The organism is Roseovarius sp. THAF27 (assembly GCF_009363655.1).
Classification (GTDB): Bacteria; Pseudomonadota; Alphaproteobacteria; order Rhodobacterales; family Rhodobacteraceae; genus Roseovarius.
Genome location: NZ_CP045393.1, coordinates 3,303,934 through 3,323,097, shown reverse-complemented (window position 1 = coordinate 3,323,097; position 19,164 = coordinate 3,303,934). Strand labels below are relative to the sequence as shown.

Annotated in this window: 19 protein-coding genes and 1 tRNA gene; 18 read left to right on the top strand and 2 right to left on the bottom strand. The window is 64.2% G+C overall.

The features are described 5' to 3' along the window. Positions 1–112 precede the first annotated feature (112 nt). The 3 genes from parC (at position 113) to FIU89_RS16495 (ending at position 3,514) form a co-directional block, all read left to right on the top strand. Positions 113–2,431, top strand: coding sequence for a DNA topoisomerase IV subunit A (gene parC, locus FIU89_RS16505; RefSeq protein ID WP_152493602.1), 2,319 nt, complete (start codon positions 113–115; stop codon positions 2,429–2,431). 82 nt (positions 2,432–2,513) lie between these two features. Then, positions 2,514–2,951 carry a YHS domain-containing (seleno)protein gene (locus tag FIU89_RS16500; protein ID WP_152493601.1) on the top strand — a complete coding sequence of 146 codons (438 nt, stop codon included), beginning with the start codon at positions 2,514–2,516 and terminating at the stop codon, positions 2,949–2,951. Positions 2,952–3,055: 104 nt separating this feature from the next. Next, the gene (locus FIU89_RS16495) at positions 3,056–3,514 is read left to right on the top strand and encodes a YHS domain-containing (seleno)protein (protein ID WP_152493600.1); all 459 of its coding nucleotides are present in this window, start codon (positions 3,056–3,058) and stop codon (positions 3,512–3,514) included. Between the two features lie 77 nt (positions 3,515–3,591). On the opposite strand, the gene FIU89_RS16490 is transcribed toward FIU89_RS16495, so the two are convergent. After that, entirely contained in the window at positions 3,592–4,974 is a 1,383-nt protein-coding gene (locus tag FIU89_RS16490) for a cytochrome P450 (protein WP_152493599.1), read from the bottom strand. Positions 4,975–5,127: 153 nt separating this feature from the next. Here FIU89_RS16490 and FIU89_RS16485 point away from each other — a divergent pair, with 153 nt between their 5' ends. The 13 genes from FIU89_RS16485 to rplA all read left to right on the top strand — a co-directional run bounded on the left by FIU89_RS16485 (position 5,128) and on the right by rplA (position 16,680). Next, entirely contained in the window at positions 5,128–5,796 is a 669-nt protein-coding gene (locus FIU89_RS16485) for a hypothetical protein (RefSeq protein WP_152493598.1), read from the top strand. Between the two features lie 159 nt (positions 5,797–5,955). Continuing rightward, on the top strand, positions 5,956–7,131 hold the full coding sequence (gene tuf, locus FIU89_RS16480) for an elongation factor Tu (RefSeq protein WP_152493560.1): 1,176 nt from the start codon (positions 5,956–5,958) through the stop codon (positions 7,129–7,131). A gap of 131 nt (positions 7,132–7,262) precedes the next feature. After that, on the top strand, positions 7,263–7,919 hold the full coding sequence (locus FIU89_RS16475) for a CatB-related O-acetyltransferase (RefSeq protein ID WP_152493597.1): 657 nt from the start codon (positions 7,263–7,265) through the stop codon (positions 7,917–7,919). A gap of 244 nt (positions 7,920–8,163) precedes the next feature. After that, positions 8,164–9,018 carry a MaoC family dehydratase N-terminal domain-containing protein gene (locus tag FIU89_RS16470; protein WP_254701884.1) on the top strand — a complete coding sequence of 285 codons (855 nt, stop codon included), beginning with the start codon at positions 8,164–8,166 and terminating at the stop codon, positions 9,016–9,018. Further along, the gene (locus tag FIU89_RS16465; protein WP_152493596.1) at positions 9,015–10,253 is read left to right on the top strand and encodes a CoA transferase; all 1,239 of its coding nucleotides are present in this window, start codon (positions 9,015–9,017) and stop codon (positions 10,251–10,253) included. The genes FIU89_RS16470 and FIU89_RS16465 overlap by 4 nt, the downstream gene beginning before the upstream one ends. A gap of 91 nt (positions 10,254–10,344) precedes the next feature. Beyond that, positions 10,345–10,420, top strand: a tRNA-Trp gene (locus tag FIU89_RS16460). Between the two features lie 178 nt (positions 10,421–10,598). After that, a complete protein-coding gene (locus FIU89_RS16455; protein WP_172978145.1) occupies positions 10,599–11,600 on the top strand; it encodes a PleD family two-component system response regulator in 1,002 nt (333 codons plus the stop codon). Between the two features lie 287 nt (positions 11,601–11,887). After that, complete coding sequence (locus tag FIU89_RS16450) at positions 11,888–12,736, top strand: hypothetical protein (RefSeq protein ID WP_152493594.1); 849 nt, start codon at positions 11,888–11,890, stop codon at positions 12,734–12,736. A gap of 129 nt (positions 12,737–12,865) precedes the next feature. After that, the gene (secE, locus tag FIU89_RS16445; RefSeq protein WP_152493593.1) at positions 12,866–13,063 is read left to right on the top strand and encodes a preprotein translocase subunit SecE; all 198 of its coding nucleotides are present in this window, start codon (positions 12,866–12,868) and stop codon (positions 13,061–13,063) included. A gap of 191 nt (positions 13,064–13,254) precedes the next feature. Continuing rightward, positions 13,255–13,788, top strand: a complete 534-nt coding sequence (nusG, locus tag FIU89_RS16440; protein WP_152473758.1) for a transcription termination/antitermination protein NusG — start codon at positions 13,255–13,257, stop codon at positions 13,786–13,788. A gap of 103 nt (positions 13,789–13,891) precedes the next feature. Further along, entirely contained in the window at positions 13,892–15,367 is a 1,476-nt protein-coding gene (locus FIU89_RS16435) for a tetratricopeptide repeat protein (protein ID WP_152493592.1), read from the top strand. A 187-nt stretch (positions 15,368–15,554) separates the two neighbouring features. Beyond that, positions 15,555–15,980, top strand: coding sequence for a 50S ribosomal protein L11 (rplK, locus tag FIU89_RS16430; protein WP_152493591.1), 426 nt, complete (start codon positions 15,555–15,557; stop codon positions 15,978–15,980). Position 15,981: 1 nt separating this feature from the next. Continuing rightward, on the top strand, positions 15,982–16,680 hold the full coding sequence (gene rplA / locus FIU89_RS16425; protein WP_152493590.1) for a 50S ribosomal protein L1: 699 nt from the start codon (positions 15,982–15,984) through the stop codon (positions 16,678–16,680). A gap of 78 nt (positions 16,681–16,758) precedes the next feature. Here rplA and FIU89_RS16420 read toward each other — a convergent pair whose 3' ends face one another. After that, the gene (locus FIU89_RS16420) at positions 16,759–17,487 is read right to left on the bottom strand and encodes an NAD(P)H-dependent oxidoreductase (protein ID WP_152493589.1); all 729 of its coding nucleotides are present in this window, start codon (positions 17,485–17,487) and stop codon (positions 16,759–16,761) included. Positions 17,488–17,926: 439 nt separating this feature from the next. Between FIU89_RS16420 and rplJ the strand changes: the two genes are divergently transcribed. Both rplJ and rplL read left to right on the top strand, forming a co-directional pair. After that, positions 17,927–18,445 (top strand): 50S ribosomal protein L10, encoded by a 519-nt coding sequence (rplJ, locus tag FIU89_RS16415; protein ID WP_152473763.1) that lies wholly within the window; start codon positions 17,927–17,929, stop codon positions 18,443–18,445. A 73-nt stretch (positions 18,446–18,518) separates the two neighbouring features. Then, complete coding sequence (gene rplL, locus FIU89_RS16410) at positions 18,519–18,899, top strand: 50S ribosomal protein L7/L12 (protein WP_057796840.1); 381 nt, start codon at positions 18,519–18,521, stop codon at positions 18,897–18,899. Positions 18,900–19,164 lie beyond the last annotated feature (265 nt).

Genomic DNA, 19,164 nt, shown 5'->3' with positions numbered 1-19,164 from the left:
CCTACAATAGAACACAACTTACACGATTCGGTTCCCGCCGGCATGGGAAAAGGCACAGAATCTTCCCAACCTGTGCTTTACCTGCGCAAATGCGGGGGGTATCACACCATCTATGACTGATTTGGTCGACGACCCCAACATAGGCCCCGAGAATGGAGGCAATTCCGTGGCGGAGCCGCTGCGCCGGGCGATCGGCGAGCGCTACCTGACCTATGCGTTGTCGACCATCATGCACCGGGCGCTGCCGGATGCGCGCGACGGGCTGAAGCCGGTGCACCGGCGGATCCTGTTCGCCATGCGCGAGCTGCGGCTGAGCGCCAGCGGCGGGTTCCGCAAGTCTGCCAAGATCAGCGGCGACGTGATGGGCAACTATCACCCGCATGGCGATGCCGCAATCTATGACGCGATGGCGCGGCTGGCGCAGGATTTCAACGTGCGCTATCCGCTCGTGGACGGGCAGGGAAACTTCGGCAATATCGACGGCGACAACCCCGCCGCCAGCCGCTACACCGAAGCGCGGCTGACCATCGTGGCCGAGGCCCTGCTGGAGGGGCTGAACGAGAATGCGGTCGATTACCGGGACAATTACGACGGCACGCTGACCGAGCCTGTCGTGCTGCCGGCGCAGTTTCCGAACCTGTTGGCCAACGGGTCGAGCGGGATCGCGGTAGGGATGGCGACCAACATTCCGCCGCACAACATCGCGGAACTGGTGGATGCCTGCCTGCATCTGATCAAGACGCCGGAAGCGCGGGACGACACGCTGCTGAACTACGTGCCCGGCCCGGATTTCCCCACGGGGGGCATCATCGTGGAGCCGCCCGAGGCAATCGCGCAGGCGTATCGCACGGGCAAGGGCGGGTTCCGGCTGCGGTGCCGCTACGAGGTTGAGGACCTGGGGCGCGGACAGTGGCAGATCGTGGTCACGGAAATCCCGTACCAGGTGCAGAAATCCAAGCTGATCGAGAAGCTGGCGGAGGTCATCCAGACCAAGAAGGTGCCGATCCTGGCCGATGTGCGGGACGAGAGCGCCGACGACATCCGCGTGATCCTGGAGCCACGCTCGAAGAACGTGGAGCCCGAGGTGCTGATGCAGTCGCTGTATCGCAACTCGGACCTGGAAGTGCGGTTCAGCCTGAACATGAACGTGCTGGTGGACGGGGTGACCCCCAAGGTCTGCAGCCTGAAGGAAGTGCTGCGCGCATTCCTCGATTTCCGGCGCGAGGTTTTGATCCGGCGCAGCGAGCACCGGATGGAAAAGATCGACCACCGGCTGGAGGTGCTGGAAGGGCTGATCGTGGCTTTCCTGAACCTCGACCGGGTGATCGACATCATTCGCTATGACGACGACCCCAAGGCGGCGCTGATGCGCGAGGATTGGGGGCGGGAGTTCGTTCGCGCGAAGGATGAGGCCGATTACGTCCCACCTGAGGCGGGCGGCGAGGACGGGCTGACTGAGGTGCAGGCCGAGGCGATCCTGAACATGCGGCTGCGCAGCTTGCGGCGGCTGGAAGAGATCGAGCTGGTCAAGGAGCGCGACGCGCTGATGGAAGAGCGCGCGGGGCTCGAGGACCTTCTGGACAGCGAAAACCTGCAGTGGGAGGCGATCTCGGACCAGCTGAAGGACGTGAAGAAGAAATTCGGCAAGGAGTATGAGGGCGGCGCGCGCCGGACGACTTTTGCCGAGGCGGGCGAGGTCGAGGAAGTGCCGCTGGAGGCGATGATCGACCGCGAGCCGATCACCGTCGTTTGTTCCAAAATGGGCTGGATCCGGGCGATGTCGGGGCATATCGACCTGGACCGCGAGCTGAAATTCAAGGATGGCGACGCAGGGCGGTTCATCTTCCATGCGGAGACGACCGACAGGCTGTTGGTCTTTGGCACGAACGGGCGGTTCTACACGCTGAGTGCGGCCAACCTGCCCGGTGGGCGGGGGATGGGCGAGCCATTGCGCCTGATGGTGGACCTGCCGAACGAGTCCGACATCGTGGCGATTTTCATCCACAAACCGGGGCGGAAATTGCTGGTGGCGTCCTCGGCGGGTGACGGGTTCATCGTGCCCGAGGACGAGGTCGTGGCGCAGACACGCTCGGGCAAGCAGGTGCTGAACGTGCGTGACGGCGTGCGGGCGCAGGTGTGCCGGGCGGTCACGGGCGATCACGTGGCCTGCGTGGGCGAGAACCGCAAGGTGCTGATCTTCCCGCTGGACGAGTTGCCCGAGATGGGCCGCGGCAAGGGCGTGCGGTTGCAGAAATACAAGGATGGCGGGTTGTCGGATGCCACGACCTTCACCTTGGCCGAGGGGCTAAGCTGGCTTGATCCCGCCGGACGGACACGCACCGAGACGGCGCTGGAGGAATGGACCGCGCGGCGTGCGGGTGCCGGACGCATGGCGCCAAGGGGCTTTCCGCGTAACAACCGCTTCACTTGACCGAGAGATAGTCTTCTTGTTTGCTTCATGAATATTTTTGGAAGCGGAGAATATTCAGGTGAAGATTACAAAACGACTTTTCATGACAGCTCTCGGAGCATTCATCGGATCGCCAGCATGGGCCGCAAGAAAGCCCTACTGGTCGACGCGCAAAACGGGGCTGGCGGCAGATGGTGCGGATGTGGTCGCGTATCACGGACTGGGCAAGAATGACCGGGCTATCGAAGGTCGCAACCAGATTGCTGTCTCGTACAAAGGCGGGACCTTTCGGTTTGCGAATGCCGATACCATGGCCGCTTTCAAGGCGAACCCGGAACGATTTGTTCCGCAGTTCGGTGGGTACTGCGCGTTGTCAGTTGCGAATAACGGCAGTTCGACGGGCGACAAAGACGCCTGGCACATTCACCAAGGACGCCTTTACCTGAACGGGTCGAAGCAGGCTCGAAGCCGGTGGCGCCGTGCCATCAACAAGAACATCAGGGCCGCGGAACGGAACTGGCCGGGTGTGCTGGGCTCCTGAGCGCAAAGGACCTTTCCGCGTAACAACCGTTTCACCTGAGATTGATTTGTCGTGTGCGGGGGGACCGCTTAGCTTTCTTGCAGATGGATGCAAGGAGGATCGAGATGCTTTTGACACGACGGGTATTGATCGCAAGCGGTGCGGCGGCGCTGCTGGCACGGCCGGGGATGGCCGGCGAGCCGCGCTGGTACCAGAACCGGGCCTATGCGGCGGATGGCGCGGACGTGGTGGCGTATTTCGGGCTGGAACCGGGGGCCAACGGGGTGGCCGGCTCGGACAAGTTCGTGACCGAATGGAACGGCGCGAAGTGGCGCTTTTCGTCGGCCGAGAACCAGGCGGCGTTCGAGGCGAACCCGCAGAAATATGCGCCGGCCTTTGGTGGGTATTGCGCCTGGGCAGTCTCGCAGGGCTACACCGCGCATGGCGACAAGGATGCGTGGACGGTGCATCAGGGCAGGCTTTACCTCAATTACAACAAATCGGTGCGCCAGCGTTGGTTGGGGGATGTCCCCGGCAACGTGTCAAAGGGCGATGCGAACTGGCCGACGGTCTTGGGTGGTTAGCGTCGGTGTGCGTGGGTTTTTACCCACCAAAGGTGGGTTTTCACCCACCCTACGCCACGTCAGCGCGCGCGGATTGGTCAGGCGACGGAGGCCGGTTGGGGCGTCGAGACCGGTTCAGCCTCAAGCCAGACCCCGCCTTCGGGGCGCAGTGTGAGGATCATCACCGGATTGGGGTCGCGGCCTGCGACCGGGGTGAAACGGAAGCGGTTGAGCAGCGTGCCGAGGATGATCACCGCCTCTTGCAGGGCGAAGCTGGCGCCGATGCAGATGCGGGGGCCGTCGCCGAAGGGCAGGTAGGCGTAGCGTTCCACAGATTTGCGGTCGGCAAAGCGGTCGGGGCGGAAGGCGTCGGGGTCCTCCCATAACATGTGATGGCGGTGCAGCGCATAGATCGGCAGGATCACCGTGTCGCCCTTGCGGATCTCGCGCCCGCAAAGCGTGTCGTTGGCCATGGCGGTGCGCGACACCATCCCGGCGGGCGGGTAGAGGCGCAGGGCCTCGTCGATGATCTGGCGCAGGTAGGGCAGCTTTTCGACATGCTCACCCGTCACCGGGCCGTCGCCGCAGACCGCGCGCAGCTCGGCGCGGGCGCGGTCCTGCACGTCCTGGTCGAAGGCGCAGAGGTAGAGCGACCAGCCCAGCGTGAGCGCCGTGGTCTCGTGGCCCGCGACGATGAAGGTCAGCAGGTTGTCGCGCAGCTCGGCAGTGTTCATCTGGCGCTTGGTCTTGGGGTCTTCGCCGTCCATCAGCAGGTCGAGCAGGTCGGGCACGCCGTCGGGGCCGCGCTGGCGGCGGGCTTCGATCGCCTCGTCGGCGATGCGGCGCATGTCGCCCACGGCGTTGCGCGAAAATATCAGGCGGCCGGGGCGTGGCACCCAGTCGGGCGCGCCCAGCACGTCCAGAAGGGAAATCTTGCCAGCCTCGGAGATATAGGCGTCGATGCCGCGATGCACCGCGTCGGCGTCGAACATGCCGTCGCCGGAAAAGGTGACGTCCGCGATCACGTCGAAGGTGGTGCGGACCATGTCGGCGGCCATGTCGATGGCGCGGGGGCCGGCCTCGGCCACGCGGTCGGCGCTGCGCTGGGCGGCGGCGGTCATGATCGGTGCGAGGTTCATCACGTTGCGGTGCGAGAACACCGGCGCCGCGGTGCGCCTTTGCCAGCGCCAGTGCGCGCCTTCGGCGATGAAGAGCGATTCACCGATGGCGGGTTTGAGCAGGTTCTTGGTGACCAGAGACTTGGGGTAGGTATCGACCCGCTCGAGCAGCATTTCGCGGATGGCGCCGGGATCCATCACCATGTGCCAGCGCTTGCCGGTGCGTCCCGACACCATGGGCTGCCGGGTGGCCAGCTCGGGGATGATGCTGAGCACGTTGCGCCGTGCCGCGCCGAGGCTGCCGAGGATGCCCATCGGCTCGGTGACGAGGGCGACTTTGACGGGGGTGTCGGCGTGGGACATGGGGCCTCCGGTGCTGGCTCTCTCTAACATAGGCACGCGTCGGGCAGGCGGCAAATCGGCGGCGGACATCTGCGGCAATATGGGCAGGGCGGGAATTGCCAGCGCCGGGCGGCCTTGGTATCGCTGAAACGGGACAGTTGCGGGGGTACGGAAATGCTGAGACTTCTGGCTTGGGGGCTGGTGGTCGCCTGGGTGTCGGCCTGCACGCAGGTGGACGACCTTGACGAGGCGCCGGTCTATCTCGGCAATTTCCATCTTGGGCATAACGTCGTCGCAGCGCCCAACCTGCAGAAGGGTCCGCTGTCGCGCGAGGCCAGCAAGGCCGACTGGATCGCGGCGATGACACAGGCGGTGAACGAACGGTTCTCGCGGCAGGAGGGCACGCGGCTCTATCACCTGGGCATCACGCTGGAAGCCTACGTTCTGGCGAAGGCGGGCATCCCGGTGGTGGCCGCGCCGAAATCGGCACTGGTGCTGAAGGTCACGGCCTGGGACGACGCAAAAAAGGCGCGGCTGAACGAGACGCCGGAGCTGATCACCGTGATCGAGGGCCTGTCGGGGGACACCGTCGTGGGGTCCGGTCTGACGCGGACGGCTGAAGAGCAGATGCAAGTGTTGACCCGGAAGGGGGCCAAGCTCATCGAGAACTGGCTGGTGCGGCAGAACAACGCCGAAGGCTGGTTCGAGGATGACGGCCGGCCCGCACGTACCAAGGCCAGGGCCCGCGCGGCAGAGGCGCGCGCGGCGGCATCGGAGGAAGAGCGGATGCAGGCCGCCGCGAAGGAAGCGCTGGAAAAGGCGCAGACGCAGACCGCGGAATAGCGCCACCGCCGCCCAACGCCGCCGGTGCGTCGCGGTTCGCGCAACCTTGCCACCACGCGGGCATGAAGCGCTTGATTTTCCCGGTTGAACCCAATAAATGCCCGGCCAGTAGCAATTCGGGCCGCGACAGGCCCCCAATAGGATAAGGCGCCCCACGAGATGGCAAAGGAAAAGTTTGACCGTTCGAAACCGCACGTGAACATCGGGACCGTTGGTCACGTTGACCACGGCAAGACGACGCTGACGGCGGCGATCACGAAGTATTTCGGTGACTTCCGCGCGTATGACCAGATCGACGGCGCACCGGAAGAGAAAGCGCGCGGGATCACGATCTCGACCGCGCACGTGGAATACGAGACCGAGAACCGTCACTACGCCCACGTCGACTGCCCCGGCCACGCCGACTACGTGAAGAACATGATCACGGGTGCGGCGCAGATGGACGGCGCGATCCTGGTGGTGAACGCGGCCGACGGCCCGATGCCGCAGACCCGCGAGCACATCCTGCTGGCGCGCCAGGTGGGCGTGCCCGCGCTGGTGGTGTTCCTCAACAAGGTCGATCAGGTCGACGACGAGGAACTGCTGGAACTGGTGGAGATGGAAGTGCGCGAGCTGCTGAGCTCGTACGAGTTCCCCGGCGACGACATTCCGATCGTCGCGGGCTCGGCGCTGGCGGCGATGGAAGGGCGTGACCCGGAGATCGGCGAGAACAAGATCCGCGAGCTGATGGCGGCGGTGGACGACTACATCCCGACGCCGGAGCGCGCTGTGGACCAGCCGTTCCTGATGCCGGTCGAGGACGTGTTCTCGATCTCGGGCCGCGGCACGGTTGCCACCGGCCGGATCGAGCGTGGCCAGATCAAGGTCGGCGAAGAGATGGAGATCGTGGGCCTGAACAAGAACAAGAAGACGACCTGCACGGGCGTCGAGATGTTCCGCAAGCTTCTGGATCAGGGCGAGGCCGGCGACAACGTGGGTCTGCTGCTGCGCGGGATCGAGCGTGACGGTGTGGAGCGCGGCCAGGTGCTGTGCAAGCCGGGGTCTGTGAACCCGCACACCAAGTTCGAGGCCGAGGCGTATATCCTGACCAAGGAAGAGGGTGGCCGTCACACGCCGTTCTTCGCCAACTACCGTCCGCAGTTCTACTTCCGCACGACGGACGTGACGGGCACGGTGACGCTTCCCTCGGGCACCGAGATGGTGATGCCGGGCGACAACCTGAAGTTCGAGGTCGAGCTGATCGCGCCGATCGCGATGGAAGACGGCCTGCGCTTTGCCATCCGCGAAGGCGGCCGCACCGTCGGCGCCGGCGTTGTGTCCAAAATCCTCGAGTGATCTGACGCGGCGCGTCATCCCGGACTTGATCCGGGATCTCCGTGAATATTGGAAAGGGCGTCCGCCACGGGCGCCCTTTCCATTTTCGTGCGCGGCCTTCCCATTTTCCGCGCGGGGTGAGATGAAGATATATGGCACATCCCTTTCCCGCCCCTGACACGCGCAATCCGCTGATCCTGCCCGATGGAACCGCCCATGCCGGCACCGTCTTTTTGAAAGCGGTGATCGACCATCCACGGTTCATCGTGGGCGATTACAGCTATGCCAGTGCGACCTATCCGCCCGAGGACTGGGCGACGCACCTGGCGCCGTATCTGTTTCCCGTGTCGGACGAAAAGCTGGTGATCGGCAAGTTCTGCCAGATCGCCGACGGGGTAGTGTTCATCACCGCCTCGGCCAATCACCGGCGCGACGGGTTCTCCACCTTTCCGTTTGCCGTCTTCGATCACGCCACGGCGGCGGGCCGGCCCAGCCTGCCGGAGTGGTCCGGGCCGGACACGGTGCTGGGGCATGACGTGTGGCTGGGCAAGGACGTGCGGGTGCTGCCGGGGGCGCGGCTGGGCAATGGCGTGATCGTCAGTGCCGGGGCCGTGGTGCGGGGCGGGATCCCCGATTACGCGGTGGTCGCGGGCAACCCGGCGCGGGTGGTCGGGATGCGGTTCGACCCCGAGACCATCGCGCGTTTGAACGACATCGCCTGGTGGGATTGGCCCATCGAGCGCATCCTGCAACACGAGGCGGCGATCTGCGGCGCGGACATGGAGGCGCTGGAGCGGGCCGCGCCCTAGGGCGGGCTGAGGCAATCTGCCGCAAACCGGGACACGCGCTGCCAGGGCCGGTCCTGGCCGGGTCGCAGGGGCGAAGCCGGGTCGGTGCGGGGCGGAAAGCGTCGTGAAATCAACAGCCAGCGCGTGTTTCTGCAGCTGCAGCATGGGCATGGCATACCGTTGTATCCCGTTAAATTATTGAAATATTGACATTTTTTGCCCTCCGTTCACATTTGTAACCGTGGAGGAGCGTGCCTTGGATCAAGTGAACCTGTCAGCATGGGAAGGCCGGACGGACATGCGCGAGGGCGTGATTGCCCCGGCGCAGGCGGCGCAGATTCATGCCACCATCGGCGACCCGGCGCAGGACGCGCCGGAGATGGGCGCCGACATGCCACCGCTCTGGCACTGGTGCGCCTTTCCGCCCGTCTGCCCGCTGGAGGAACTGGCAAGCGACGGACATCCCAAGCTGGGCGGCTTCCTGCCTCCGGTGCCCTTGGGACGGCGGATGTGGGCCGGAGGCACGCTGCGCTTCGGGGCGCCGCTGCGCGTGGGAGTGCCATTTACGAGCCGCTCTGTCATCGCGCGCGTGACCGAGAAATCGGGCAGGACCGGACGCATGGTTTTCGTTTCGGTGGATCACGAACTCAGAGCCGAAGGGGCAGTGGTGATCACGGAACGGCAGGATATCGTCTATCTGGACCTGCCGACCGAGTTTCGCCCGCCGGCGAAACAGCCGATGCCGGAGGAGGCACTGGCGACCTGGACGCAGACGGTCAACGAAGCGCTGTTGTTCCGGTTCTCGGCCATCACTTTCAATGCGCATCGCATTCATTACGACCTGCCTTATGCCAGCGAGGTCGAGCATTATCCGGGCCTCGTGGTGCATGGGCCGATGCAGGCCGCATGGCTGATGCGCCGAGCAACCGAATTGCGGGGGCGCAGGCCCGACAGCTTTGCGTTCCGGGGCGTGCATCCGATGCTGCTGATCCCCGGGGACCGCAACGAGATGACGATCGCGGCCTGTGCGCAGGAGGAGGCGCAGGGGCTGACACTTCATACCGGACAGGCCGGGCATCAATGCATGCAGGCCACCGCCACATGGGAGGAAAGCACATGAACAAGATCCTGAAAGGCATGAGGGTGGTCGAAGGGTCGGCCTTTGTCGCCGTGCCGCTGGCGGGGATGACGCTGGCGCAGATGGGGGCCGAGGTGATCCGGTTCGACAGGTTGGAGGGCGGTCTGGATTACGGGCGCTGGCCGCTGGCGCCGGACGGGCAGAGCTTGTTCTGGGCGGGGCTGAACAAGGGCAAGAAATCGGTCGCGGTGAACATGCGGTCGCGCGAGGGGCGCGAGTTGATCAGCCGGATCATCACCGCGCCGGGGCGCGATGCGGGGCTGTTCCTGACGAACCTGCGGGTGCGCGGATGGATGGATTATCCGACGCTGAGCAAGATGCGCCGCGACCTGGTGATGGTCAGCCTGCTGGGCGACCGCGAGGGGCGGCCGCAGGTGGATTACACGGTGAACCCGGCCATCGGCGTGCCGCACATGACCGGACCCGAGGGCCACGAGGACCCGGTGGCGAGCGCGCTGCCCGCGTGGGACCTGATTGCCGGAAACCTGGCCGTATCGAGTCTGCTGGCTGCCGAGCGGCATCGGTTGCGCTATCGCGAGGGGCAGGAGGTCGTCCTGACCCTGAAGGACGTCGCGGCGGCGACAATGGCCCATCTGGGGCTTGTTGGTGACGTGCATGTGAACGGTCACGAGCGGGAGAAGTCGGGCAACGCGCTGTACGGGGCTTACGGACAGGATTTCGTCTGCGCCTGCGGAGGGCGCGTGATGGTGATCGGACTGACCCAGCGACAGTGGGAAGGACTGGTCAAGGCGACGGGTACGGCCGACCAGATGAAACTGCTGGCCAGGCGCCACAAGGTGGACCTGGGCGACGAAGGCGCGCGCTGGCGGTTGCGGCATGAGATCACCGTCATCCTGGCGCCGTGGTTCGCCGAGCGTCGGATCGAGAACTTCGCGAATGACTTCAACGCGATGGGCCTGACGTGGTCGGTGTTTCGCAGCACGCAAGAGGCGGTGCGCGAGGATCCGGATTTTGGCGAGGCGAATCCGATGTTCTCGATGACCGAGCAGCCCGGCATGGGCCGGTTCCCGGTGCCCGGGCATCCGGCGGAATTCGGCAGTCATGGCCGCGTGCGCCCCGCGCCTGCGCCCGCATTGGGGGCGCATACGGAGGAAGTGCTGGGCGATGTCGCGCGGCTGAGCGACACGGAGATTTCCAGGCTTTTCGACGACGGGATCGTTGCGAGCCCCGAGTATCGCAAGAAATCGGCGGCCTGAACGCAGGAGAAAAATGTCGAAAAATCCGCGCGCGCGGAGGCAAGGGGACTTGATTCCGCCCCACATGTGCCGTACCTGAGGCGTCGGCCTTAGGGGTATAGCTCAGCTGGTAGAGCGACGGTCTCCAAAACCGTAGGTCGCGGGTTCGAGCCCTGCTGCCCCTGCCAAAACCTCCTGATTTCAAACGCATTTGCCGCGGCGCACCACCGTCCCGGCGCGCCTGCGGTTCGATGTGGCGGATTTTTGCCTTTCACGAAATTAACCTTGGGCCGTCGCAATGTTACCGCATTCTCCCTCTAATTGTATTCTGACAGGCGAACGAATGCGAATGAAGGGATGTTACCCATGAGAATCATGGTCGTGGACGATGAAGAAATCATCGTGGCGCTGCTTCTTGAACACCTCGGCGAAATGGGGTTCAACGACGTCACGACGGCGACGTCTGGAGAAGAGGCGATGGAGATCATCGCGGCACAGGCTCACCCGTTCGATTGTTTCCTTCTGGACATCAAGATGGAAGGCATGGACGGGATCCAGCTGTGCTCGAAGATCCGCGAAATGCCGCAATACCGGATCGCGCCGATCATCATGATCACGTCGGCGGCGGCCAAGCTGCACATGAACGAGGCGTTCGAGGCGGGTGCCACCGACTATATGCCCAAGCCGATCGAGCAAATCGACCTGCGCGTGCGTATCCAGGTCGCGATGCTGCTGGTCGAGACCGTCAAGAGCGACGCGGAAAGCCGGCTTGCGCTGAAGACGCTGCTGACAAGCGCCCCGGAAACACGAGGGTTCGATCCTTCGATGCGGATCACCTATTCCGACGTGCCCAACATGCGCGACTATTTCCAGCTGGAGAACCGGCTGCTGCGCCTCAACGAAGGCACCTATGCCCTGACCCTGCTGTCGGTGGAGATCGAAGGTGTCGACGCTCTGGATGGACGCCTGGATCAGGGGGAATTCCTGGAAGTCATCGAGGCTGTGGCGCACATCATCGGAAAGACCTTGCCGGCGAGCGGCGCGACGATGTCCTATGTCGGCTATGGCAAGTTCATCTGCCTGGTGGTTGTACGGAACCATATCGTGCCGAACCTGCTGCAGGCGCGCGTGCGCGACGCTTTCCGCGCGTATCTGGCCGGGCACCGGATTCTGGCGCCGGGGGACCTTGAACTGAAGGTTTCGGCCCTGTCGCAGAAGCGGATGCTGTCGTCGGACATCGCGATCAGCCTGATCCGGCGGTTCGTCGGAAACCTGGGAGGAAATACCGACACGCTCCTGCCGCCGATCGCATCGGTACAGGACAGGATTTTCAGGAACAGCAGGCCGTCCAAGGCGAAATCGGAGTGAAGCCCCGGCAAGGATGAAGGTCGTCGCAGGTGCGCGCGCTGCGCGCCGGGACGGCCGAGTATTGGCTGGCGGGCTGCGCGCCCTGGTCGGGGCACGCTCGGCGCGCGCAAGCCAGTCCGCTGCCCGGTATCGAGATCGGCAAGGGCAGGGACATGCCCTTGCCCGAGCACTGCCATGATTTGGCCACATTCCAGCCTTAGCATCACCATGAATCGCGCTTGGCGCCCTGCAAGGGGACGCCAGGCCGATCACCGCGTGGGGGCGTGGAACCGTGAATGAGTGCTGCCATGACCATGACAGATATGCGCCGTCCGGCGCTTCGGAACGATCTCTACATCCGTAGCGAAGAACTGACGGGGACGCCTGCCGACCAGATGACCGAAGGCCAGACCGTCGAAAGCGATGCCGACGAGCTTGTCCGGCAACTTCTGCTGGAGGAAAAGCGCCGGACCATCCCAGAGCGCCTGCCGCAGATCGCGCCGCAGGAAGAGGTGCTGACCTACGACCCGGTATCGCCGGAGGACCGCAAGCAGAGTGCCCAGCAATCCATTGCACAGATCCTGAAGGCGGAACGGGCGCCGACGGCCCGGCCGACCGGGGCCGGTCGGGCGAGGCCGCGCCTTCCCGCGCTGAGCCTGCCGCGGCTGCGGATGCCGCAGATGTGTCGCATGACGGCGCGATCCGCCAAGAACGCGGGCGGTGCCCCCACGGCTTCGGGTCCCATACACCGAAGGCTGCGCTTGCCCCGGTGGCTGCGTTCGTATCGCCCGACGCGCAAGCATGTCGCCTGGGCCGTCGTGGCGGGTCTGGTGCTCTATCGTCCTCTGATGGTGCCGCTGGTGGCGTTGCTGCTGGTCTGGCTGGTGCTGATTGCCTATCTGACGTTGGGGCCCGATCGGTGGGGTGAGATCCTGGGCGGGGCATGGCAGCGCCTGCACGCCCGCAAGCCGGAACTGGCCGAGAGGATCCGCCAACGCGCCGATCGGTTCGCCGAACGGTTTGATCGGGTGTTGGACCGCTTGCCGGAGGCGTGGGCCGACCGGCTGGCGTTGCCGGATTTTTCGGCCAGCGCGACCGCCGACGCGGAAAAGCCCGATCCGTTCGACCGGCTGGCCGCCGAGGCGCGCGAGACCTGACGCGCCGCTTGAGGAACCCGCGCCACATGAGGCCGACCGAAATCGCCCGTGGCTGCCTCGGCCCTTGAATTCCTTTATTTCGCGGCGTATGTGCCGCGGACAGGTTCAAACCACGAGAGTGTCGCACCCATGGCTGTTACAAACCCGCTTCAGTTCATTCAGCAGGTCCGCGCGGAAATTGCCAAGGTTGTCTGGCCGACCCGGCGCGAGGTTCTGCTGACCACGGTCATGGTGTTCATCATGGCGGCACTGACGGCGGTTTTCTTTGCGCTGGTCGACCTTGCGATCCGCAGCGGCCTGGAAGGCTTGCTTGGCCTCTTCGGCTAAGGGTTGCAAATTTTGCCCCTTGAGCCTTGAAATCAAGGGCAAAGGGCGGTAGGTGACCCGACACTTCCAGCAGCGCGCGGCGATTCGAGCCCGCGCGCTGATTTGTTTCTGGAAGGTGTTTTGGGCTGCAAAAGCCCTGCGGAACATGAATTTCACGGGCAGGGCCCGGGCAAAGAGGGATGGTGCTCAGCATGGCGAAACGGTGGTATTCGGTCAGCGTTCTTTCCAATTTCGAGAAGAAGATCGCAGAGCAGATCCGGCAATCCGTGGCCGAACAGGGCCTTGAGGAAGATATCGACGAGGTTCTGGTGCCGACCGAAGAGGTCATCGAGGTGCGCCGGGGCAAGAAGGTCACCGCCGAGCGGCGCTTCATGCCCGGTTACGTGCTGGTGCACATGGAAATGTCGGACCAGGGCTATCACCTGATCAACTCGATCAACCGCGTCACCGGGTTCCTGGGGCCGCAGGGGCGTCCGATGCCGATGCGCGATGCCGAGGTGAACCAGATCCTGAACCGCGTGCAGGAGGGCGAGGATGCGCCGAAACTGCTGGTCAGCTTCGAGGTCGGCGAAAAGGTCAAGGTCAACGACGGCCCGTTCGAGGATTTCGATGGCATGGTCGAGGAAGTGGACGACGACAACCAGCGCCTGAAGGTGACGGTGTCGATCTTCGGCCGCGAGACGCCGGTGGAGCTGGAATTCACCCAGGTGACCAAGCAGGGCTGATGCGGGCCCTGACCGGACAGACGATTTTGCGGCCGTGCATATTGCGCGGCCGTTTTCGTTGGGGGAGACTGGACGCGGTTCTGACCTGCCCGGAGACACCTGCATGACTTCGCTTCGACTGTTGTCGATACCCTTCGCGGCCCTGCTTTGGAGCCCGGACGCGGCAGAGGCGCGGATGAGCGCGACGGAGCGGCAACTGGCGGTCTTCGACTGCCAGTCGGGCGACGAGGCGGCCTGTGCCGCGCTGGTGGCCAGCTATCCGCATTACAATGATGCCGGCATGGTGTCCGGGACATACGAGCGCCACTACGCCGCCGCGCTGGCGGAGGCCTCCGCGGGATGCGACGCGGGCGGGCAGGAGGCGTGCACCGACTATGCGTCGCTGGTGCATGTGCGGGAGGGCACGGATGCGCCCGAAGTTTACGCGCTGTGGGCGGAAGGATGCGACGCGGGCGACGGGTTTGCCTGCGCCTTGCTGTCGGACCTGAACTTTTCCCTGATTGGGTTTGCCGGGACGTCCTACGAGGCGTTTTACGCCGAGCAGGCGGAGGCGTGCGCGACAGGCAACGTGACGGCCTGCATATCGCAGTCGCGCTTGAATGTGCTGGTGCCGCAGGCGGTGCCGGACCGGGCGATCTGGTTCGACCAGCTGCGCCGGCTGTGCGATGAGGAAGACGCGGCGCGGGCCTGTGCGCTGATGTCCTACATCCAGAGCCACGCCGGCGCCGAGGAGTATGCCGTGTTCGACCCCGGCTTTCCGGACGAGGTGGAAAACAAGCAGCGCTATGCGCTTTGGGATGCCGAGAAAGCCTGTGGGCTTGGCAATCCGGTGGGGTGTTACAATGCCGGGTTGGCCCATGACGAGGGACAGGCCGTCAATGAGAACTGGAAGCGCGCCCAAGAGTATTACGTGCGGGCCTGTCGCGGCGGGTTCCGCTACGGGTGCGACGAGATCAACCGCGAGACCTACTGGCGGCCAACGGATAACCTGCTGGCCATGAAGAAGGCCTGCGAGGCGGGGGATTTCAGCGCGTGTCATTATTACGCCGTACACGCGTTTGCGCCGATCACGACCGCACCGCGCACCGAAGAGGACAAGGCGCGGATGGCGGCCTTTGCGCAAGACCTCGAACGCATCTGCAAGGACGGATGGGTGCGGGCCTGCGCCGACCTTGGAACGCTGTCACGGGCGATGGGTGATCTGGTGAAAGCCGAGCGCTTTGCCACCGCCGCCTGCGCCCTGTCGGAAGGGATGGGATGCCTCGTGGTGGGCAACCTGCTCAAGCTTGATCGCGGCACGGAGGCGGCGCTGAAGCAGGCGGTCGGCTATCATCGGATGGGGTGCGAGTTACGGGTCTGGACGGCCTGCAACAATCTTGGGGACTCGTACCAGCATGGGCGCGGTGTTGCTGCGGATCCGGGGCAGGCGGCGCGGTACTTCGTGATCGCGTGCAACAACGAGGTCGCGCTTGGCTGCCGCAACATGGCGCAGTTGAAGAAGGCCACGGCGCCGGAAGAGGCGGCCGACTATCGTGAACAGTCTTGCGCTCTGGACGCGCAGTATTGCCGCCAAGAATAGGCCCGCAGGCCAGGCGGGGGCTTGCCAAACGCCAATGGAGGGTGTACGCGGCGCCCTCGTACCTTTGCCCGGACCGGGCCGGGGTGCGTTCCATGTGGGAGGCGCGGCGGTCGCGACCGCTCAGACCTGACCACATCAACATAGGCCGAGGGACGCGTCCCGAGGCTGTTTGAAAAGGAGAAGGCCAATGGCCAAGAAACTTGCCGGCACCATGAAGCTTCAGGTGCCCGCCGGACAAGCGAACCCGTCCCCGCCGGTTGGTCCGGCCCTGGGTCAGCGCGGCATCAACATCATGGAATTCTGCAAGGCGTTCAACGCCAAGACGCAGGAGATGGAGCCCGGTGCACCGTGCCCGACCGTGATCACCTACTATCAGGACAAGTCCTTTGAAATGGACATCAAGACGCCGCCGGCGTCCTATTACCTGAAAAAGGCTGCCAAGCTGAAATCGGGTTCCAAGACCCCGGGCCGCGAAAGCGTCGCCACGGTGAGCCCCAAGCAGCTGCGCGAGATCGCGGAAGCCAAGTGGAAAGACCTGAACGCAACCGACGTCGAAGCCGCGATGAAGATCATCGCCGGTTCCGCGCGGTCCATGGGCATCGAGGTGAAATAAGATGGCGAAACTTGGAAAACGTACCCGCGCCGCCCGCGAAGCATTCGCCGACAAGCACAACGTGACCGTCGAAGAGGCTGTCGCAATGGTCAAGAACCACGCCAGCGCGAAATTCGACGAGACCGTCGAGATTGCCGTGAACCTGGGCGTGAACCCGCGTCACGCCGACCAGATGGTCCGTGGCGTCGTCGGCCTGCCCAACGGCACCGGCAAGGACGTGCGCGTTGCCGTCTTCGCCCGTGGCGCGAAGGCGGACGAGGCACAGGAAGCCGGGGCCGATATCGTTGGTGCCGAAGACCTGATGGAAACCATCCAGGGCGGCGAGATCAATTTCGACCGCTGCATCGCGACCCCGGACATGATGCCCATCGTGGGCCGTCTGGGCAAGGTGCTGGGCCCGCGCAACCTGATGCCGAACCCCAAGGTCGGCACGGTGACGATGGACGTGGCCGACGCCGTCAAGGCCGCCAAGGGCGGTGAAGTGCAGTTCAAGGTCGAAAAGGCCGGCGTGGTGCACGCAGGCATCGGCAAGGCGTCCTTCGACGAGGGCAAGCTGGTAGAGAACGTCCGCGCCTTCATCGACGCCGTTCAAAAGGCGAAGCCCGCCGGGGCGAAAGGCACTTACATGAAGAAGGTGGCGCTGAGCTCGACCATGGGTCCGGGCGTCAGCATCGCGATCGAAAGCGCCGTGACCGAGTAAGCCGGTTCCGCATCAAGATTGGAAAGGCCCCCGGCATGAGCGGGGGCCTTTTTCGTTGTGCCGGTTGCGTTGCGCGTGTCACGCGCGGGCTGCGGCACCGCCCTCGTCCCAGTCGTCCCAGCCGGGAAAGTGCAGCGGTGTGTCGCTGTCGAGGTTCGACAGGCGCTTGCCCCAGGCGTCGAGATTGTCCCGGAGCCGTGCTTCCAGGCTGTCGCGACCCTCGTAGCTGTAGCCATGCCCTTGCACCCCGTAGGAAATGAAGGGCGGCAGAACGGTAAAGCCCATGTAGTGCAGCGAGTATTGCACCGGCCACAGCATCACGTCGAAATCGCCGCCCCGGCTGTCGGGGCCGAAAGCCTTTTCGGGCGCGCCGGTGGTGACCGAGACCATCGCGCGCTTGTCCCGGAAATAGCCGGCGTCGTAGCGCATCCGGCTGGTGTAAAGTCCGCCGCTCATGAAGACGCGGTCCATCCAGCCTTTCAGGACGGCCGGGGGACCATGCCACCACAGCGGAAATTGAAGGATGAGAAGGTCGGCGCTTTCGAGCCGCTTGATTTCGGTGGCGACGTCGCCGGGCACGGTGCCGGTTTTCCAGGCGTTGCGCTGCTCGTTGAGCGCGGCAAAGGCGTCGGCATCCGCGCGGTCGGTGTAATGCGCCGCGCGCTCGACCGGGTCGAAGCCTTCCGCACAGAGGTCACTGATCGACACGGTGCCGCCCGAACGCGTCAGTGCCTGCTGCGCCGTGTCGGTCAGCGCACCGTTATAGGAGGTCGGCTCGGGGTGGGCATGGACGATATGGGTGTGCATCGGAAGGTCTCCTGTTCGGGGAATGCTCCTGGGTCAGAGCTAGGCACGGGGCGCGCGCAGGTCCAGACTTGCGGAAAGACCGGCGTCGTGGCAGACTGCGCAGTATCACGCGTCGGGCCGGTCGTCGGCCCGCGCGTAATCGCTTGTTGTGGCAGGCGATGAAATTCCCCCTTGGCATTTGCCGTCATGCGGCATACACCCGGCGTTGCGCGTATGGCTCGATTCGTCGGGCCATTTGTGTTTCGTCCGAGACGGTGGGTGGCCGGGATATGCCGGTCATAAATCCTGCCCGAGACGGGAAAGACCAGAATTCTCGAGGTTCTCCTTGGTATCAAGGCGTGCCCCGACTGGCTCAGCCCCGTTAGCGGACCCTTTGCCGGGTCGTTCAGTGGCCCGGTGGTACTGAGCCGGGGGACACCCCCAAATTTGGAGTGAAACTGTGGATAGAGCCCAGAAAGAGAAAGTGGTCGACGAACTCGGCCAGATCTTCGAAAGCTCTGGCGTCGTTGTGGTTGCCCACTACGAAGGCCTTACAGTTGCGGAGATGCAAGACCTGCGCGCCCGTGCGCGCGAGGCCGAAGCATCTGTTCGCGTTGCCAAGAACAGGCTCGCAAAGATCGCCCTTGAGGGCAAGCCATGCGCAAGCATTGCGGATTACCTCTCGGGCATGACCGTGCTCACCTTTTCCGAAGACCCCGTGGCAGCAGCCAAGGTCGCGGAAGGTTTCGCCAAGGACAACAAGAAGTTTGAAATCCTTGGTGGTGCAATGGGTGAGACGGCCCTGGACCGGGCCGGTGTCGAAGCCACGTCGAAACTGCCGTCGCGCGAGGAGCTTATCTCCACCATCGCCGGCATGATTGGCGCACCCGCTTCGAACATCGCCGGTGCGATCGGCGCACCTGCAAGCAACATCGCGAGCATCCTTTCGACCATCGAAGAGAAGGCGGAAGCAGCGTAAGCAACTGCAAGTCCTGCGTATCGGGTTGCAAAACCGACGTTGGAACACATCTTAGAACGGAAAGAGCTGAAAAATGGCTGATCTGAAAAAACTTGCTGAAGAGATCGTTGGTCTGACGCTTCTCGAAGCACAAGAACTGAAAACCATCCTGAAAGACGAGTACGGCATCGAGCCCGCAGCCGGCGGCGCGGTCATGATGGCGGGCCCTGCTGGCGGCGACGCTGGCGAGGCGGCTGAAGAGCAAACCGAATTCGACGTCATCCTGAAGTCGGCCGGTGCCTCCAAGATCAACGTGATCAAGGAAGTCCGCGCGATCACCGGCCTGGGCCTGAAAGAAGCCAAGGACCTGGTCGAAGCCGGTGGCAAAGCCGTCAAGGAGCAGGTCTCCAAGGACGAAGCCGACGAGATCAAGGGCAAGCTGGAAGCAGCTGGCGCCGAAGTCGAACTCAAGTGATCCCGGCGTCGGCGGGATCATCCCGGACGTGATCCGGGATCTCTCGCCGATGTGACGATGTCCCGGATCGAATCCGGGGCGGGATCGTATGAAAACAGGCTGGACCGGGCAAAATCCCGGTCCAGCCGAACCTGTCTCAGAGAGGGCCTTGCGCCGCGTGGCGGTTTTTGCGGGCCGAGACCCTCTCTCAGGCGAGGTTCAACGATCGGGTGGTCCCTTGTGGGATTGGGACCAAGAATGGATCGTTCCCCGCCTCTCTCGGGTG

Coding starts and splice junctions, on each gene's coding strand:
- parC (WP_152493602.1), top strand. CDS start 113: ATGACTGATTTGGTCGACGACCCCAACATAGGCCCCGAGAATGGAGGC.
- FIU89_RS16500 (WP_152493601.1), top strand. CDS start 2,514: ATGACAGCTCTCGGAGCATTCATCGGATCGCCAGCATGGGCCGCAAGA.
- FIU89_RS16495 (WP_152493600.1), top strand. CDS start 3,056: ATGCTTTTGACACGACGGGTATTGATCGCAAGCGGTGCGGCGGCGCTG.
- FIU89_RS16490 (WP_152493599.1), bottom strand. CDS start 4,974: ATGTCCCACGCCGACACCCCCGTCAAAGTCGCCCTCGTCACCGAGCCG.
- FIU89_RS16485 (WP_152493598.1), top strand. CDS start 5,128: ATGCTGAGACTTCTGGCTTGGGGGCTGGTGGTCGCCTGGGTGTCGGCC.
- tuf (WP_152493560.1), top strand. CDS start 5,956: ATGGCAAAGGAAAAGTTTGACCGTTCGAAACCGCACGTGAACATCGGG.
- FIU89_RS16475 (WP_152493597.1), top strand. CDS start 7,263: ATGGCACATCCCTTTCCCGCCCCTGACACGCGCAATCCGCTGATCCTG.
- FIU89_RS16465 (WP_152493596.1), top strand. CDS start 9,015: ATGAACAAGATCCTGAAAGGCATGAGGGTGGTCGAAGGGTCGGCCTTT.
- FIU89_RS16455 (WP_172978145.1), top strand. CDS start 10,599: ATGAGAATCATGGTCGTGGACGATGAAGAAATCATCGTGGCGCTGCTT.
- FIU89_RS16450 (WP_152493594.1), top strand. CDS start 11,888: ATGACCATGACAGATATGCGCCGTCCGGCGCTTCGGAACGATCTCTAC.
- secE (WP_152493593.1), top strand. CDS start 12,866: ATGGCTGTTACAAACCCGCTTCAGTTCATTCAGCAGGTCCGCGCGGAA.
- nusG (WP_152473758.1), top strand. CDS start 13,255: ATGGCGAAACGGTGGTATTCGGTCAGCGTTCTTTCCAATTTCGAGAAG.
- FIU89_RS16435 (WP_152493592.1), top strand. CDS start 13,892: ATGACTTCGCTTCGACTGTTGTCGATACCCTTCGCGGCCCTGCTTTGG.
- rplK (WP_152493591.1), top strand. CDS start 15,555: ATGGCCAAGAAACTTGCCGGCACCATGAAGCTTCAGGTGCCCGCCGGA.
- rplA (WP_152493590.1), top strand. CDS start 15,982: ATGGCGAAACTTGGAAAACGTACCCGCGCCGCCCGCGAAGCATTCGCC.
- FIU89_RS16420 (WP_152493589.1), bottom strand. CDS start 17,487: ATGCACACCCATATCGTCCATGCCCACCCCGAGCCGACCTCCTATAAC.
- rplL (WP_057796840.1), top strand. CDS start 18,519: ATGGCTGATCTGAAAAAACTTGCTGAAGAGATCGTTGGTCTGACGCTT.